This is a genomic window from Dysgonomonas sp. PF1-14 (assembly GCF_029892965.1).
Classification (GTDB): Bacteria; Bacteroidota; Bacteroidia; order Bacteroidales; family Dysgonomonadaceae; genus Dysgonomonas.
This window is the reverse complement of sequence record NZ_JARXWN010000002.1, coordinates 39,461-55,765: the sequence shown is the minus strand read 5'-3', so window position 1 is coordinate 55,765 and position 16,305 is coordinate 39,461. Positions and strand designations below refer to the sequence as shown.

15 protein-coding genes are annotated in these 16,305 nt (G+C 41.9%); 7 read left to right on the top strand and 8 right to left on the bottom strand.

The window, feature by feature from the left end:
• The first annotated feature begins 56 nt into the window (after window positions 1–56).
• The 3 genes from M2448_RS02550 to M2448_RS02540 all read left to right on the top strand — a co-directional run bounded on the left by M2448_RS02550 (window position 57) and on the right by M2448_RS02540 (window position 2,977).
• A complete protein-coding gene (locus M2448_RS02550) occupies window positions 57–1,538 on the top strand; it encodes a DUF3943 domain-containing protein (protein WP_280644711.1) in 1,482 nt (493 codons plus the stop codon).
• A 4-nt stretch (window positions 1,539–1,542) separates the two neighbouring features.
• Window positions 1,543–1,959: a GNAT family N-acetyltransferase gene (locus M2448_RS02545; protein ID WP_280644710.1), complete on the top strand. Its 417-nt coding sequence runs from the start codon at window positions 1,543–1,545 to the stop codon at window positions 1,957–1,959.
• A gap of 73 nt (window positions 1,960–2,032) precedes the next feature.
• Window positions 2,033–2,977, top strand: a complete 945-nt coding sequence (locus M2448_RS02540; RefSeq protein WP_280644709.1) for an aldo/keto reductase — start codon at window positions 2,033–2,035, stop codon at window positions 2,975–2,977.
• Window positions 2,978–3,054: 77 nt separating this feature from the next.
• On the opposite strand, the gene M2448_RS02535 is transcribed toward M2448_RS02540, so the two are convergent.
• Entirely contained in the window at window positions 3,055–3,810 is a 756-nt protein-coding gene (locus tag M2448_RS02535; protein ID WP_280644708.1) for a Bax inhibitor-1/YccA family protein, read from the bottom strand.
• 282 nt (window positions 3,811–4,092) lie between these two features.
• On the opposite strand from M2448_RS02535, the gene M2448_RS02530 reads away from it, so the two are divergent.
• Window positions 4,093–5,535: an alpha-amylase gene (locus tag M2448_RS02530; protein ID WP_280644707.1), complete on the top strand. Its 1,443-nt coding sequence runs from the start codon at window positions 4,093–4,095 to the stop codon at window positions 5,533–5,535.
• Between the two features lie 79 nt (window positions 5,536–5,614).
• Here the strand turns inward: M2448_RS02530 and M2448_RS02525 are convergent, their stop codons facing one another.
• Together M2448_RS02525 and M2448_RS02520 are read right to left on the bottom strand one after the other, a co-directional pair.
• Window positions 5,615–6,232, bottom strand: a complete 618-nt coding sequence (locus M2448_RS02525; RefSeq protein WP_280644706.1) for an FKBP-type peptidyl-prolyl cis-trans isomerase — start codon at window positions 6,230–6,232, stop codon at window positions 5,615–5,617.
• A 99-nt stretch (window positions 6,233–6,331) separates the two neighbouring features.
• Entirely contained in the window at window positions 6,332–7,519 is a 1,188-nt protein-coding gene (locus M2448_RS02520; protein WP_280644705.1) for a PatB family C-S lyase, read from the bottom strand.
• A gap of 335 nt (window positions 7,520–7,854) precedes the next feature.
• On the opposite strand from M2448_RS02520, the gene M2448_RS02515 reads away from it, so the two are divergent.
• Both M2448_RS02515 and M2448_RS02510 read left to right on the top strand, forming a co-directional pair.
• Window positions 7,855–8,490 carry a peroxiredoxin gene (locus M2448_RS02515; protein ID WP_280644704.1) on the top strand — a complete coding sequence of 212 codons (636 nt, stop codon included), beginning with the start codon at window positions 7,855–7,857 and terminating at the stop codon, window positions 8,488–8,490.
• A 749-nt stretch (window positions 8,491–9,239) separates the two neighbouring features.
• Window positions 9,240–10,424, top strand: coding sequence for a hypothetical protein (locus tag M2448_RS02510; RefSeq protein ID WP_280644703.1), 1,185 nt, complete (start codon window positions 9,240–9,242; stop codon window positions 10,422–10,424).
• Window positions 10,425–10,431: 7 nt separating this feature from the next.
• Here the strand turns inward: M2448_RS02510 and M2448_RS02505 are convergent, their stop codons facing one another.
• The gene (locus M2448_RS02505) at window positions 10,432–11,184 is read right to left on the bottom strand and encodes an RNA methyltransferase (RefSeq protein WP_280644702.1); all 753 of its coding nucleotides are present in this window, start codon (window positions 11,182–11,184) and stop codon (window positions 10,432–10,434) included.
• A 6-nt stretch (window positions 11,185–11,190) separates the two neighbouring features.
• On the bottom strand, window positions 11,191–11,583 hold the full coding sequence (locus M2448_RS02500) for a VOC family protein (RefSeq protein WP_280644701.1): 393 nt from the start codon (window positions 11,581–11,583) through the stop codon (window positions 11,191–11,193).
• A 192-nt stretch (window positions 11,584–11,775) separates the two neighbouring features.
• On the opposite strand from M2448_RS02500, the gene M2448_RS02495 reads away from it, so the two are divergent.
• A complete protein-coding gene (locus tag M2448_RS02495; protein ID WP_280644700.1) occupies window positions 11,776–14,184 on the top strand; it encodes a BamA/TamA family outer membrane protein in 2,409 nt (802 codons plus the stop codon).
• 47 nt (window positions 14,185–14,231) lie between these two features.
• Here M2448_RS02495 and M2448_RS02490 read toward each other — a convergent pair whose 3' ends face one another.
• From M2448_RS02490 to M2448_RS02480, 3 genes are read right to left on the bottom strand one after another with little or no spacing between them, the layout of a single operon-like run.
• Complete coding sequence (locus tag M2448_RS02490) at window positions 14,232–15,185, bottom strand: N-acetylornithine carbamoyltransferase (protein WP_280644699.1); 954 nt, start codon at window positions 15,183–15,185, stop codon at window positions 14,232–14,234.
• Window positions 15,185–16,093 (bottom strand): acyltransferase, encoded by a 909-nt coding sequence (locus M2448_RS02485; RefSeq protein WP_280644698.1) that lies wholly within the window; start codon window positions 16,091–16,093, stop codon window positions 15,185–15,187. The genes M2448_RS02490 and M2448_RS02485 overlap by 1 nt, the downstream gene beginning before the upstream one ends.
• Window positions 16,086–16,271 (bottom strand): hypothetical protein, encoded by a 186-nt coding sequence (locus M2448_RS02480; RefSeq protein WP_280644697.1) that lies wholly within the window; start codon window positions 16,269–16,271, stop codon window positions 16,086–16,088. The genes M2448_RS02485 and M2448_RS02480 overlap by 8 nt, the downstream gene beginning before the upstream one ends.
• Window positions 16,272–16,305: the final 34 nt, after the last annotated feature.

Sequence of the window (16,305 nt, the reverse complement as noted above, 5' to 3'; positions counted from 1 at the left end):
TGAAAAAGATTATCTTTGCATCCTGAAAGAAATTGAAACAAATCGGGATATAATAAATGCAGAATAGGCTTCACTTAACAATAATATTCCTGTTCGTAATAATCTTGTCGGCGCAGGCTCAGTTTGCAATCCGGTATCAGGTACTTCCTCCCAAGCCGGCTGATTCTGTGGATATAGCATACTATTCTCAGAAAAAAGGTCTGGCGGCGGCTACACAGAATTTCTCTATCAATATGGGGCTGTGGGCTTTCAACCGTTATGTGGCTAAGCAGCAATATGCCTATATAAATATAAAAACGATACGGAAGAACCTCAAACATAAGTGGGTTTGGGACAACGACGATATGGGAAACAATATGTTCCTGCATCCGTATCATGGCAATCTTTATTTCAATTCAGCCCGTTCCAGAGGTTATAATTACTGGGAATCGGGACTGTTCACACTGGGTGGAAGTGCCATGTGGGAGTTGTTTATGGAAAATGAATACCCTTCGGTCAACGATATTATGGCTACGCCTATCGGCGGATTGGCACTTGGTGAGGTTTTTTACCGTACATCCGATCTGGTACTCGACGACCGTAAGGTAGGCATGAACCGTTTCGGACGCGAACTTGCCGGATTTATTATTGCTCCTACGCGCGGACTGACACGCGTGCTGAATGGCGATGCGTGGCGTACGCGTTCTACTTCGGGTAAGCAATTCGGAGTGCCCGATGTCAGCGTGGAAATATCTGCCGGAGTGAGAGCATTAGAGCTGAAAGGCGAGATTCTCGACAAAGGGGTAGGGGCTGCGATGGATATAAACATCGAATACGGTGACCGTTTTTCTACAGAGAACAAAAAGCCGTACGACTATTTTACATTCCGCAGCAATCTCAATGGTCATGGTTCCCAACCTATATTGAGCCAGTTAAATATATTAGGGCGGTTGTATGTAACAGATTTGATAGACAGCCAGAAGGATTTTCTCAGTTTGGGATTCTATCAGCATTTCGACTATTATGATTCCGATACTATTTCCGATACTTCAAATAAGATTCCCTATAAGTTCTGTACTCCCGCTTCGGCAGGGGTAGGACTGATATATCAGAGCAAGCGTGTACGTAATGTCAGTTTCGATGCTTTCCTGCACGCCAATCTGGTGTTTTTGGGTGGGGCGCTTAGCGATCATTATGTCGTAGATATGCGTAATTACAATCTTGCCAGTGGATTCAGTACAAAAACAGGTTTCAATCTGGCGTATAAAGATAAGATAAGTGTTTCCGGTAATTATGAAATCTATCGTATGTTCACATGGAAAGGCTATCCACAGGACGTAGACTGGGAAAATATTAATGTCCATGAATTCGACTATCAGGGCGACCGTTCGCAGGCAATACTGCATGCTATCAGTCTGCGTGCCGATCTCAAATTACATAATCATCTGTTCCTTACCGGAATAGGGTATAACTATACGCGTGATACCAACTACAGGTACTTCGACGATGTATTTTCCAGTACATACGAAGGCCGCCTGATGTTAACTTATAAATTTTAACCGTATGATAATTTCAGAAGCTCCTTATGAAGAAGTATTGGCGATTCGCCAGCAAGTGATGTATCCCGATAGAGATACAGAGTATGTAAAACTGCCGGACGACAAAATGGGGCTGCACATAGGCGTATATGAAAACGATGTGCTGGTTTCTGTTATGTCCGTTTTTCTGCATGGACGCGAGGTGCAGTTTCGCAAGCTGGCTACTCTTCAGCAAGAGCAGGGCAAAGGGTACGCTTCGGCTTTGATGCAATGGTTGATAGATTATGCCAACGATATGAAGTTTGACCGCCTGTGGTGTAATGCGCGTGCCAATGCTACCGACTTTTATAAGAAATTCGGTTATGCGGAGACTGACGAACGTTTTTCGCGCGACGGGTACGATTATGTGATTATGGAAAGGCTGTTTACACATAAGGACTGATTGATTTTCCCTCCTGTTGAAAACTTTTACGATTACCGGTTTGTTCATCTATAATACATAATATAATAGATATATGGAAAAAAGAAGAATAGGTAAATCGGATCTTGAAGTATATCCTTTCTCTTTGGGTGGGAACGTTTTTGGCTGGACTGCCGATGAAAAAGCCTCATTTGAAATACTGGATACATACGTTGACGCAGGTTTCAACTTTATAGATACAGCTAACATCTACTCTGCATGGGTACCCGGAAACAAGGGTGGCGAGTCGGAAACCATTATTGGCAATTGGCTAAAAAAATCCGGTAAAAGAGACAACCTGATTATTGCTACGAAAGTTGGTGCTGAAATATCTCCCGATAACAAAGGACTCAAGAAAAGTTATATACTGAAACAGGTGGAAGATTCGCTTCGCCGTTTACAGACCGATCATATAGATCTCTATTTTACTCATTATGATGACATGACGCTTCCCGTAGAGGAACCGCTTGAAGCATATGCTCAACTAGTAAAAGAGGGTAAGGTACGTTATATCGGCGCTTCCAATATGAGCGCATTCAGAATAGAAGAATCCATAGATAAAAGCCGCGAGAATGGCTGGCCTGAGTATGTTTGCATTCAACCCGAATACAATCTGTACGACCGCATGAAATATGAAGTGGAATACGAACCTATGGCAGAAGAATACGGACTTGGAGTAGTAACATATTATTCGCTTGCCAGCGGTTTCCTTACAGGTAAATACCGTTTTAACGAGCCGGTGGGTGGTAATCGTTCCGATGCGGTAAAAGGCTATATCAACAGCAGGGGACGGCACATAATAGAAACGCTGATCGAAGTAGCCGACTTGCTGGACGCAACGCCTGCACAAGTAGCATTGGCATGGCTGATAGCCCGTCCTTCTGTTACGGCACCTATTGCCAGTGTATCTAAAGCTTCACAATTGGATATTCTGAAAGCAGTAGATATAAAACTGGATAGTGAAATTGTATCACGCCTTAATAATGCTGCTAAATATTAGATCAGATTTTTTAAATATATAACAAAAGGGATGCAAGCTGCATCCCTTTTGTTATTATGACATATTTTGTTGATTGCTTATCTGCTGCTGGCAGCTATCTTAGCCAGTAAGCGCAGGATCTCGATATACAACCATACTAATGTTACCATCAGTCCGAAAGCACCATACCATTCCATATACTTAGGTGCCTGATATGCCGCACCTTGCTCTATAAAGTCGAAATCGATGATAAGGTTTAGCGCTGCTATTATTACTACAAATACGCTGATGCCTATTCCCAGAGGGGTAGACGCGTATGCAGGGGATGAAATGCCAAAGAATGACAGGATAAAGCTACCCAGATAGAAAACAGCAATGGCTGCCGTTGCTATAAAAATAATGCTCTTGAATCTCTCAGTTGCCCTTATAACACCAAAACGGTACAGTAACAACATAACTGTAGCCACCACAAATGTGAGGCTGATAGCCTGTAGTGCGATACCCGGATAATATGAATTCAGGATGGCGGATATACCACCCAATGCCAAGCCTTCCAGTACGGCATATACCGGTGATAGATACGGGGCCAGCGTTTTCTTTATACAGATGGCAATACACATAATGAGCGCGCCAACAAATCCTACCCAGAATAAAGGTATTACTAAAGCCGAATATGTAATACTAGTGTACATATTCCATGTAATAACAGCTCCGAATGCTACAAGTAAGAGAAGAATCCCTGTTTTCCCGATTGCGCCGTTTACTGTCATTGCCTGACTGCTGTCTATAGCCTGTCCTGCCTTTTCGTATGTACTATCTCCAAAAGATGGATTTCCTGATTTAAAAAGTGCCATTTTGTAGTCGTATTTTAATTGATTTGCTTCGGCAAATATACAGATAACTTTTTTATTTGAAACTTTAGTAACTAAATTTGCCCTAAATAATTTTGTCTATTATTTTTGTAGAGTCTAAATTTAGATAAACCATATTGCGGTATAATATAAAGAAAAAGTTACTACGGCTACAAAAGAACTTCTCCTTGTTGAGTTAAACAATAATAAGCCGGAAGACGTTCATTACTATGATTATATAGAAAATAGGATAGGACGCAAACTAACACTAAACGATCAGCAGTTATGAAAAATGGCGTAATGATGCAGTATTTCGAATGGAATCTGCCTAACGACGGTAATCTGTGGAAGCAACTCAAAGCAGATGCCCGGCATTTGCATGAAATAGGCATTACAGCCGTATGGATTCCCCCTGCTTACAAAGCAGACGAACAGCAGGACGAAGGATATGCGACATACGATCTCTACGACTTGGGCGAATTTGACCAAAACAATACAATCAGGACTAAGTACGGTACGAAGCAGGAACTGAAAGAGGCTATAAACGAGCTACATAAGTACCAGATATCGGTATATCTCGACGCCGTTATGAACCATAAGGCAGAGGGCGACTATACCGAACGTTTCATGGTGAAAGAGGTAGATCCGAACGACCGCACAAAAGATATCAGCGACGAATTTGAAATACAAGCATGGACTGGCTACCTCTTCAAAGGGAGGGGCAATAAGTACTCCGATTTTAAGTGGCACTGGCAGCATTTTTCGGGAGTAGGATTCGACGATGCCAAAAAGCGGAGCGGTATTTTTCGCGTAGTGGGCGAGAATAAGAACTGGAGCAGTGGTGTCGATTCCGAGAATGGAAATTACGACTTCTTGCTGTGTAACGATCTTGATCTTGATCATCCCGAAGTTGTAGCAGAACTGAACCGCTGGGGTATCTGGGTATCGGAAGAATTGAATCTCGATGGTATGCGTCTCGATGCCATCAAGCACATGAAGGATACTTTTATCAAACAGTTTCTGGATGCTGTGAGAGCAAAGCGGGGAAAGAAATTTTATGCCGTAGGTGAATACTGGAACGGTGACCTGCTGACATTGAACAACTATTTGGAAGCAGTAGACAATAGTGTAGACCTGTTCGACGTACCTCTTCACTTCAACCTGTATGAAGCTTCTGTGAAAGGTAAAGACTATGATATGCAGAACATACTGAATAATTCACTGTCGATAGTTCACCCTGAGCTTGGAGTTACCTTTGTCGACAATCACGATTCGCAAGAAGGCAGTTCACTGCAATCGCAGATACAGGATTGGTTCAAACCATCGGCATACGCACTGATAATGCTGATGAAAGACGGTTACCCTTGCGTTTTCTATGGAGACTATTACGGAATAACAGGCAAAAAATCACCTCATACTGAAATTATAGATTCACTATTGGACATCCGCCGTAAATATGCTTACGGCGAACAGATAAATTATTTCGATCATCCGGCTACTGTCGGTCTTGTACGGATGGGTGATAAAGATCATTCAGGTTCGGGGCTTGCACTTCTCATCTCTAACGGGGAAGACGGGCACAAGGTGATGAATGTAGGGAAGAACAGGGCAGGAGAAGTATGGTATGAATGCACAGGGGATATTAAAGAAACTGTGACCATCGATGCCGATGGTAATGGTAATTTCCTTGTCGATGGAAAAAATCTGGCTGTTTGGATAAAAAAATAGCAAAACGCTATACGATATAACTAAAAAAGACAGGATACCGTATCCTGTCTTTTTTACTATATAATAAAGCTTATACTTATTAGTGTCCGCCGCATCCGCAACCTGAGCCACATCCGCCTGCCATTTCTTTTTCGTCGTGACTGCCGCATCCGCAAGAATCTCCTTCTTCGTCGCCGCAACCGCAGCCCGAACCACAACCGCATCCACCTTTAGGTGCAAACAATGCAGCTATTTCCTCAGGAGTAGATTCTCTTACAGAAAGAACTTTACCACTGAAGTTCAATGTTTCGCCGGCTAATGGATGGTTGAAATCCATTTTTATAATATCGTCTTTCACTTCTACGACAGAACCATTCAGACGGTTACCGTTAGTATCCATCATCGGAACGATATTACCTTCGAAGATAACTTCTTCGTTGAGTACACCGTCTTGCTCAAATATATTGCGAGGCAGGTCTACTACAGCTTCATCGTCATATTCGCCGTATGCCTGTTCCGGAGTAAGTACAAAGTTGAAAGAATCACCTTCCGCCAATCCGTCAAGGTTTTTCTCAAAAGCCTCAAGCATCGAGTTTGTACCATAAATAAATTCGAGCGGAGTTTCGGCAGTTGCTCTTTCCATCAGCTCGCGTTCCTCACCTTCGCCCACATTCAGGTCGTAAGATAGAGCAACGAACTTATTTGTTGAAATTTTCATTTTAAAGTATTTGTTTGTTTAAATTAATAACCCGAGTCTATTGAGACTCTTTTTTCATTCTATTGACAATAATCGTGCCTAATTTCGCTTAGAACAAACTCAGGAACGTATTTGTTTTGTTTCCAACGCCTTTTTAAGATTATCCAACGCTTTTTGTATATTCACCAACGGTGTACCTACATTCATCCGCATATAGCCCTCACCGCCTTGTCCGAACATTGTGCCGTCGTTGAGTGCCAATTTGGCATCATCTACAAAAAATGAAACCAGTTCTTTTTGCGACATATTCAATTCCCTGCAATCGAGCCAGATCAAGAATGAGGCTTCAGGTATCATTGCTTTTATCTGAGGAATGTTCACTTTCAGATATTCGTCTACAAAAGTAATATTTTTCCGTATATAATCCTTTGCTTCGGCCAGCCATTCGCCTCCATGATCATACGCCGCCTGTGCTGCCAGATAGGCGAATATATGCCCTTCTTCGAGTTCGCTGCTCGACAGGTAAGCATGGAATTTTTCCCTTAATTCCTTATTTGGAATAACGGAGAAAGAACTGACAATACCGGCTATATTAAACGTTTTGCTCGGTGCCATAAAGGTAATGCTGTTTTGAGCTGCCTTGTCGGATACACTGGCAAAAGGGATATGCTTGTGAGGTGCAAAAGCAAGATCGGAGTGTATTTCGTCTGATATGACCAGTATGTTGTTATCGTAACAAATTTCTGCTATATCTGCGAGTTCCTGACGCGTCCATACCCGTCCTCCCGGATTGTGCGGATTGCAGAGTATAAGTATGCGGCATGCAGGGTCTATCAGGTTTTTCAAACCTTCTATATCCATTCTGTATTGTCCTGCTTCGAGAATAAGCGGATTGTCTACCACTGTGCGATGATGCAGGTTAGGGATTATACGGAACGGATGATAAACCGGAGGTTGTATAATTACTTTATGATCTACGGATGAAAAGCAATCTACAACGAATGCAATTCCTTTTACTATACCCGGAATGAAAGTAATCCATTCCTGCTGTATTTTCCAGTCGTGATGACGGCTCATCCAGTTGATAATAGCGTCGTAGTATGCCTGTGATGCACAGGTGTATCCGAAAATACCATGCTTGGCACGTTCTATGATTGCTTCTGTTATGGCGGGAGGCGATTTGAAATCCATATCGGCTACCCATAGTGGGATCAGATCGGGGTTTCCGTAACGTGGCTCGAGGGCATCGGTTTTCAGGGCATTTGTACCCTTGCGGTTTACGATTTCGTCAAAATTATATTTAGGCATGTTATCAGAGCTTTTGTTATACGGATGCAAAGATAGTTCATTCATTGCAAGTAGGAGGGTATATGTGGAATTTTTACTGTTAAATGTTATTGGAGTAATATTTATAGTTGTATTTGTATTGTAGGGGCGAATGATAATTGGCTACCGTCGAACGTTGTTTCGTGACTTACAGCAGCATTGGGAAATATATTACTATCTTCTATCATTATGTATAAGGGTATGATATCATCATAACTTATAAAAAATATAGATATTAACATAATTAATATCTATTTGACTTATCTCCTGTCTGGTGCTATCTTTGTATAAATAATAACTTAAAAAAAAGATTAACTATGTCAGTATTAGTGGGGAAAAAAGCTCCGGCATTCCAAGCCAATGCCGTTATCAACGGAAATGAAATAGTAGAAGGTTTCTCTTTGAAGCAATTTGAAGGAAAGAAATATGTAGTATTTTTCTTCTATCCTGCCGACTTTACGTTTGTTTGCCCGACAGAGATCATTGCTTTCCAAGAGCGTATGGCTGATTTTGATGCACGCAACGTTGCTGTTGTAGGTGCATCAACAGATTCGGCTAACTCGCACTGGAAATGGCTGCAAACAGAACAGAAAGAAGGTGGTATTAAAGGTGTAAAATATCCATTGGTTTCCGATCAGTCGCTTATGATTTCTACTGCATACGATGTATTGGCAGGAGGATTTGACTACAACGATCAGGGTGAGGATGTATTCAATGGTACACCACAGGCTTATCGAGGTCTTTTCCTCATCGATAAAGACGGTGTTGTCCGTCATCAGGTAGTAAACGATATGCCTCTGGGACGTAGTGTAGACGAAGTTATCCGCGTGATAGACGCATTACAGTTTACCGAAGAATATGGTGAAGTATGTCCTGCAAACTGGAAAAAAGGCGATAAAGCATTGAAAGCAACTCAAGAAGGCATTTCTGATTATCTGTCACATAAACATTGAAATTTATCTCATAATTGGGTGCAAATATTATGGATTAATTTAGTTCATGGAAAACCGCAGTCTTTTCGATTGCGGTTTTTTATTTTTTTATGTAATCTTTATCTATATGGTAAAGATAAAGAGTTATCAATCAGATATAAGTAATGAAAAGTAATGAAAAAGAAAAAAGGATGAAAATCGTTACATTCGTTACATTTTAGTTAAAATTGTCTCACGCGAAGGCGCTAAGACGCAAAGGGAGAAGATGCTAGCCTGTAGGGGCGAACCTATATGTTCGCCCGAAAGACGGATAAACGGACAGACACACCGGTCTGCCCCTACAAGAGGAAAAGTAACAAGAATTGAAAACAGGGCTATTCCATTACATTGGCTCCGCTTCGCTCTGCCGATCGTTGATTCGTTACTTTTTAGTTAAAATTTTAGTTACCTCCTGCTTTAGCTGGAGGATAAAATCAGGATAATAAATGAAAGGCTTTAGCCGAATACTTTGACTAAAGTCCTTTTCCTTACGACTCCTACCCACGCCTTAAAAGGCGTGGCAACTAATACAACCAGACATCCTGTACTACAGGGTAAAAGTAAGAGTAGAAACAACGCGGAAGCATTACTTTTACATACGCTTCACTCTTGTGATCGTTGGTTGTTACATTTTAGTTAAAAATTATTCGGTTTTCAGATGTCAATCTTTTGATCATTGTTGACTGTTAATTGATAAAAGTATTACCTTCACATCGTTAAAAGAAAAATGAATGATTCTCTACTTTAATCCCGGTCATGAGACCGCCGTACATAACGCATCGCCTTATTACACTGCTCCGGCCAATGTGGTAGCTATGCAACACGAATTGGCTTATCTGCCGGCTTGGTATGGTAAATCAGACGATGTCGTTTTTGTTAGCCAACAAGAGAATGATGCTTTTTTTTCTTTTCTGAAAGCAAATTTGCCGACTATCCCTTTACCAGTATCGAAAGAAAGTCTATATAAATATAGGAGTGAATATATAGGACTTTGGGGAATATCGCCGCAAGCGGTACACTATTTTACCGAATTGAATGAAGAATTAGAACTTGATCTGAGAATTCCTTTGTGGAGAGACGAATATACTTATCTGCATAGCAGACAGGCAGCCCACGATTGTCTGATAAGCCTGACGGAACAGTTGCCGCTTATTCAGCATGATATCATACCTCAGTTTTATACCGATTTAGATGAAATAGAAGTGGCGGTAAATAATTCAGAGAGCCAGTTACTGGCAAAAGCCCCTTATTCTTCATCGGGCAGAGGGTTGTTGTGGTTACCTGTTACCGGACTTACCCGCACCGAGCGGCAGATATTGCATGGAATATTGAAGAAGCAGGGTAGTGTATCGGTAGAATCCGTACTGGATAAGCAAACTGATTTTGCTATGGAATTTCTTTCCGATGGACAAGGCGGCTTAGAGTTTACAGGATACTCACTGTTTTATACCAATGCTAAAGGAGGTTATGAATCTAATTATCTGGGGACACAAGACAGTATAGAGAAACAGCTGTCTGAACAGATAGACCTATCGCTGCTGAATGATGTAAAAGCAGGTCTTATAGCTATATTACGAGATAAATATGCAGGATTGTACAATGGCTGCATCGGGGTGGATATGATGATCTATAAAGACGGAGACAGTTATAGGCTTCATCCCTGTCTCGAAATCAATATGCGCTACAATATGGGATATTTGTCACTTCGTCTTTACGAGAATTATCTGATGCAAGGAGTAGAAGGTCGCTTCTATCTCGATTTCAGTGCACGAGAGGGAGAAATATTCGGTAAGCACAGGCAAATGCAGAAACAATATCCTGCACAGTTTGCCAATGGGAGGTTAATGTCCGGTTATCTTGCATTGTGTCCGGTAAATACGGAGAGCCGCTACAGGGCGTATATACTGGTCAGGTAGGCAATTATTACAGGCTTCTCCTTCTGAATTCGGCACATACTATGGCTGTTGCTATGGCTACGTTCAGCGATTCGGAAGTCGGATTCCCGACAGGATAATTGGGTATATAGAGCTTTCTGGTTATCAGGCGTTCCACTTGTGGGCGTATACCGTTACCCTCATTGCCCATTACAATTATTCCGTTGGGGGTTATCTCTTGTTCGTACATATTTTTGCCATCAAGCAATGTGCCGTATATCGGGAGATGTTTCTTCCCAGAGAGGAAGTCCGGCAGATCGACATAATGAACACTAATACGAGCCAAAGCTCCCATTGTGGCCTGTACCACCTTGGGATTGTATATATCGGCAGTGTCGTGCGAGCAGAAGATATGGCGGATGCCGTACCAGTCGGCAAGACGGACGATAGTACCCAGATTACCGGGATCTTGTATGCCATCCAGAGCGAGCGATAACAAGTTATCTATATCGACACTGTTTTCGGGCTTGGACTGATAGAATACGGCTAATACCTGCTGAGGATTCTGAAGGAAACTGGCCTGTCCCAGATGGCTCGGGCTTACCTCTATAACTTCGTCTATATCGGATATATCCGTTTCGGACAAGAAGTCAGCAGTGGCAATGAGTAACTGGCACTTGAGGTATGGTAGCAGATCGGTTACCATCTTATTGCCTTCGGCTACGAAAGTGCCATACTCGGTACGGAACTTTTTGTCCTTTAGCGACCGTATATATTTCAGTTTGTTTTTGCTCAGGCTCATCCGGTTCTATTTAGATATAACTTCGAGCCTGTTGCCCTCGGGATCAAGCGTTTCAAACTCGTAATAGCCGTCGCCTGTTGTACGTGGGCCTCTGAGGATAGGGTATCCGGCATCTTGCAGCTCTTTCAGTTTGGCGTCTACCTCTTCGGGGGTATCTGCCAAAAAGGCGAGGTGTATGTAGCCTTTATATTGGGTGATATTATCATTCAGATTGTCAGCTATATCGTGTCTGTGCATGATCTCTAACTGGCTTCCCGAAGAGAAAGTAAGGAAGTAACTGGAGAATCCGGTAATGGGGTTTACATATATTTCGTTCGATGTTGCACCGAAGTGTTTTATATAATACTCCTTAACCTTTTCCAGATCGGTTACCCATAGGGCTGTATGATGAAGTCTCATTTTCTAGTGGTTTAAGATTCTTTTTGTAACAAAACTACAAAAAGAAACAATTAAAACCCTAAATTTGTCGTTCATTTCATATCCGAAGGGTTTATTATTGTAAAAGAGGATATGAAAATGGAGTATCTGTTAATTGTTGTTGCATATTTTGCACATATTAGTTTATAGTTAATATACGTTTAGGTTGGTTCAATGAAGTTTAGATTATTTGCGTCTTTTTGTTTTGTATCCTGCTTGATATTGCTGATCTCATCCTGTAGTACAACTAAATTTGTACCCGATGGCGAATACTTGCTTTCAAGTGCGACAGTAAAGAGCGACAAGAATGTTATCCCTTCTTACGAAATGGAAACTTACATTAAACAGAAGCCTAATTTTAAGACATTTACTCTTTTTAAGCTACCTCTCTTTATTTACAACTTATCAGGTGAAGACACCACTAAATGGATAAACCGTACTTTGCGTAATGCAGGAGACGCTCCTATACTGTACGATAGCACCATGTTGCAACAATCGATAACCACCCTTGAACGCATGATGAAGAATAAGGGCTACCAGAACGCGAAAGTCACACCGGAAGTGCAGCTCGAAAATAAGAAAGCTAAAGTTACTTACAATATAAAAGCAGGAGAACCATACCGGATAAGAAACTATACAATAGATGTAAATGACAGTATTATATCTAACCCCGAGCTTTTTATGAGGCTATCGCGTTCTTCCAATAAAAACCTCAGGAGAATACCCCTCAATATAGATACTTTGTTAGGGTGGAATACGTTAGTGAAAACCGGATCCACACTCGATCTGGATATGCTGGAGGAAGAGCGGAAAAGAATATCATCCATCTTCAGACGTACAGGGTACTATGCTTTCAATACCGAATATATAGAGTTTGAGGGAGATTCTACATTAGGTAAGAATCAGGTTGATCTAGATCTGGTCATATTGCCTTTTACACAGCGGGGACAAGGAGGTCAAACGATAGAAACACCTCACCGCCGTTATTTAGTAGATGAGGTTGAATTGTATGTAGATTACAACCCATTGGAAGATGGAGATATAAGTAACTACAAGGAATCATCGGTATATACAAAAGACGGCTATAAGATTATATACGGACCGCGTGGGGAATATATAAAGCCCCATATCCTCCTCAACAACTGTTATATAATACCCGGAACATATTATAATGAGAACATGACCTCTGTAACCTATAGCGCTTTGTCGCAGTTGCAGATATTGAAGAATGTGAATATCAGCTATACAGAGTTCTGGGAGAATGATTCTACAAAGCTGCGCTGTACGATAACATGCGTTCCCGATAAGAAACAAGGTGTATCTGCCGGAGTAGAAGGTACTAACTCGGGTGGCTATTTCGGAGTAGGAGGCGAACTAGGTTATCTGCATCGTAATACATTCAGAGGGGCAGAGTTGTTTAATGTGAAGCTGAGAGCGGCTTATGAGGCAATTACTCCAAGCTTTACAAGCTTTTCCAAGAACTACTTTGAGATAGGAGGGGAAACCTCACTTACATTCCCTCGTTTTATGTTCCCATTTCTGGCAAAGGATTTCAGAAGACGCATACATGCTTCTACCCAGTTCAGTACAAGTTATACCTACCAACGGAGACCTGAGTTCTTTACCCGAACGGTTTTATCTGCCGGAGTGAAGTATATATGGCAAGACAGGAATCTGTCTCTGAACAGGCATATCTTCGATCTGATCGACATCAGTTATGTACATTTGCCTCCTAACAGTCTCAATCAGAATTTTTACAATAACCTCTCGATACCTGCCCGCCGATATAGCTTTACCGACCACTTTATTATGAGTATGGGCTATACATTCTCGCGGACAAACCTGGCCAGTCCTACCAGACGCAACAGACCGATATATTCGTTAAGAGCATCAGTCGAAACTGCCGGAAACGTTTTGGCCCTGGGGGCAGCTATTGCAAATACCAAGCCTGATGAGGAAGGTTCCAAGCAGGTGTTTGGTACTAACTATGCCCAGTATGTACGCGGAACGGTCGATTATAGCAAGACTTATCAGGTAGATGATAAGAACTCTATAGCATGGCATGCCGGAGCAGGTATTGCCTATCCGTATGGAAACAACCAGCAGATACCTATCCAGAAGCGTTTCTTCTCGGGTGGTGCGAATAGTGTCAGAGGCTGGGCTATTCGTGAGCTGGGACCCGGATCATACTACTTCAGAGGTAGCGGAGAGGGGAATGATAAGGATAACTTCTATTACCATTCAGGAGATATAAGGCTCGATGCCAGTATCGAATTCCGCAGTAAGCTGTTTTGGGTGATTGAAATGGGTGCTTTTGTCGATGCCGGCAATATATGGACTATGAAAGAATATGAAGGACAAGAAGGCGGTAGCTTCAAGTTCAACGAGTTCTACAAAGAGATAGCTCTGGCTTGGGGCTTAGGGCTTCGTCTCGACTTCAAATATGTGTTGATCCGTCTCGATTGCGGTTGGAAGGCATACGATCCGTCCAAAGATCCGAATACGAAAAGATGGCCTATCACTGAGCCATACAAGATAAAGAAGAATACGGCATGGCACATTGCTGTGGGGTATCCGTTCTAATGGGATAAGGGGAATATTCATTGCAAGAAGTATCCCCTCACTATATCTTACAGGCTTTCCAACATCCTTTTTATAACAGTCTGAGCCGATATTTCGCGATTGGCTGCTTCAGGTATTACAATAGACTGAGGGCTTTCGATAACATCGTCACTTACAATCATATTGCGGCGTACAGGCAAGCAGTGCATAAAGAAAGCATTGTTAGTCAGCGCCATCTTCTTGCTAGTCACAGTCCACGACATATCCTTGCTCAATATCTTGCCGTAATTAGGATCTGCGTATGCAGCCCAGTTCTTGGCATATACAAAGTCGGCGCCGGCAAGGGCTTTATCCTGATCGTATTCTACCTTCGCACCGCGTACAAACTTCGGATCGAGGTTATAGCCTTCAGGGTGTGTGATAACGAAGTCTACATCAGCCTCATTCATGAAGTCAGCAAATGAGTTCGGTACAGCCTGTGGCAAAGCTTTTGGATGCGGTGCCCATGTAAGTACTACTTTTGGGCGTGCAGTCTTTTTATATTCTTCTATTGTTATCAGGTCGGCAAATGCCTGTAGCGGATGGCCTGTTGCAGCTTCCATACTGAATACCGGCTTTCCGGAATATTGAATGAACTGATTCAGTATCTTCTCCTGATAGTCGTCTTCCTTATTTTCGAACTGAGCAAATGCCCGTACTCCGATGATGTCGCAGTAACTGCCCATCACAGGTATGGCTTCGAGTATATGCTCCGATTTGTCTCCGTCCATAATAACGCCGCGCTCGGTTTCCAGCTTCCATGCTCCCTGATTTATATCCAGTACCATCGTGTTCATACCGAGATTCATACCCGCCTTTTGTGTGCTCAGACGTGTGCGCAGGCTCGAATTGAAAAATACCATCAACAGGGTTTTATTCTCACCCAGAGACTTGTAGGCAAAACGGTTTTTCTTGACCTCAAGGGCTTCTTTTACGGCAGCATTCAGGTCGCCGAGATCTTTGACATTAGTATATGTTCTCATTACAAAAATATTTTTATGCGTTTGTTCAAAAAGATAATAAAGATAGCTAATAGTATCGAAATGCCGGCAATAACAGGATACTTATAGATGTTGTCCGTTTCCGATAAGGGGATGATCATTGTTATCACCATTATGTGGATATAATAAATCCCTGATGCAAGTTTATCGATATATTCGTTGCTATCTCCCAGCTTCGCCCCCTTTATAATGTATATAAACAGGGCAGGACACAGTATAATAAGAGCCGTAGACATGTTTCTGTACATTTCAATACCATAATCGAGATACGACTGGGTAAAGAGTGCTACAGATCCGGCAATCAGCAGCAGATATATATATACAGGTTTTATATTTTCGGCAACTCTGTTTTTATTGATATAGTAACCTATAGCAACGAACGGATAGCCAAAAAAGATTCCGTTGCAAAACAATCTGTTCTGGAATCCGTACGATTCCAGTATATACCCTGCAATGTATAGGATGAGAGTGCTTAATAGTATGATGTTGTCATTCTTTATGAAAGAGTGTGCGGCTTTCAACATCAGTACACCTAGTATGAGTGCCGGAAGAAACCATAAATGGTAATAGCCGAGTATAGAAAACGTGATCAATGAGCGTGGTGCCACTGTGCCTATATAAGTGGGCAGATAGATTGCAGTCCATACAATATATACGATTAATAACCGGGACAGGTATTGGGCTAACTCCCTCCTGTTATCCAATCGTCCGGCTATAAAGTAGCCACTGATAATAAAGAAACAGGGTACGGCTATACGGGCTATTCCATTGGATATAAACCATCCGGTAAGTGAATCTTCACTAAACAGCGGTTGCGAATGCAATGTAATGACTAATAAACTGAGTATAATCCTGAAATAGTCGAGTCTTATAATACGTTCGTTACTCATCGGGAATACTCCTTTTCTCTTTTTTACGGTCGTAAACTTTTTTACTCTTATGTATGGAGGTAGTCCTCCTCCATCCGGCAGATTGGGACAACTCGTTCTCTCTGTCGGCTTTCTTTACAGCTTTTATAAAATCCTCTATTGTAATTTTCCCTGTGGGTTTCTTCTTCTTCTTTTTCATACGATAATTTGTTTTAATGGATATATGAAGACTG

Bases quoted from the DNA above. Each gene is read 5' to 3' on its own strand.
- M2448_RS02525 (WP_280644706.1), bottom strand. From the start codon at position 6,232: ATGAAAATTTCAACAAATAAGTTCGTTGCTCTATCTTACGACCTGAAT.
- M2448_RS02500 (WP_280644701.1), bottom strand. From the start codon at position 11,583: ATGAGACTTCATCATACAGCCCTATGGGTAACCGATCTGGAAAAGGTT.
- M2448_RS02535 (WP_280644708.1), bottom strand. From the start codon at position 3,810: ATGGCACTTTTTAAATCAGGAAATCCATCTTTTGGAGATAGTACATAC.
- M2448_RS02530 (WP_280644707.1), top strand. From the start codon at position 4,093: ATGAAAAATGGCGTAATGATGCAGTATTTCGAATGGAATCTGCCTAAC.
- M2448_RS02520 (WP_280644705.1), bottom strand. From the start codon at position 7,519: ATGCCTAAATATAATTTTGACGAAATCGTAAACCGCAAGGGTACAAAT.
- M2448_RS02545 (WP_280644710.1), top strand. From the start codon at position 1,543: ATGATAATTTCAGAAGCTCCTTATGAAGAAGTATTGGCGATTCGCCAG.
- M2448_RS02515 (WP_280644704.1), top strand. From the start codon at position 7,855: ATGTCAGTATTAGTGGGGAAAAAAGCTCCGGCATTCCAAGCCAATGCC.
- M2448_RS02485 (WP_280644698.1), bottom strand. From the start codon at position 16,093: ATGAGTAACGAACGTATTATAAGACTCGACTATTTCAGGATTATACTC.
- M2448_RS02505 (WP_280644702.1), bottom strand. From the start codon at position 11,184: ATGAGCCTGAGCAAAAACAAACTGAAATATATACGGTCGCTAAAGGAC.
- M2448_RS02480 (WP_280644697.1), bottom strand. From the start codon at position 16,271: ATGAAAAAGAAGAAGAAGAAACCCACAGGGAAAATTACAATAGAGGAT.
- M2448_RS02490 (WP_280644699.1), bottom strand. From the start codon at position 15,185: ATGAGAACATATACTAATGTCAAAGATCTCGGCGACCTGAATGCTGCC.
- M2448_RS02495 (WP_280644700.1), top strand. From the start codon at position 11,776: ATGAAGTTTAGATTATTTGCGTCTTTTTGTTTTGTATCCTGCTTGATA.
- M2448_RS02510 (WP_280644703.1), top strand. From the start codon at position 9,240: ATGATTCTCTACTTTAATCCCGGTCATGAGACCGCCGTACATAACGCA.
- M2448_RS02550 (WP_280644711.1), top strand. From the start codon at position 57: ATGCAGAATAGGCTTCACTTAACAATAATATTCCTGTTCGTAATAATC.
- M2448_RS02540 (WP_280644709.1), top strand. From the start codon at position 2,033: ATGGAAAAAAGAAGAATAGGTAAATCGGATCTTGAAGTATATCCTTTC.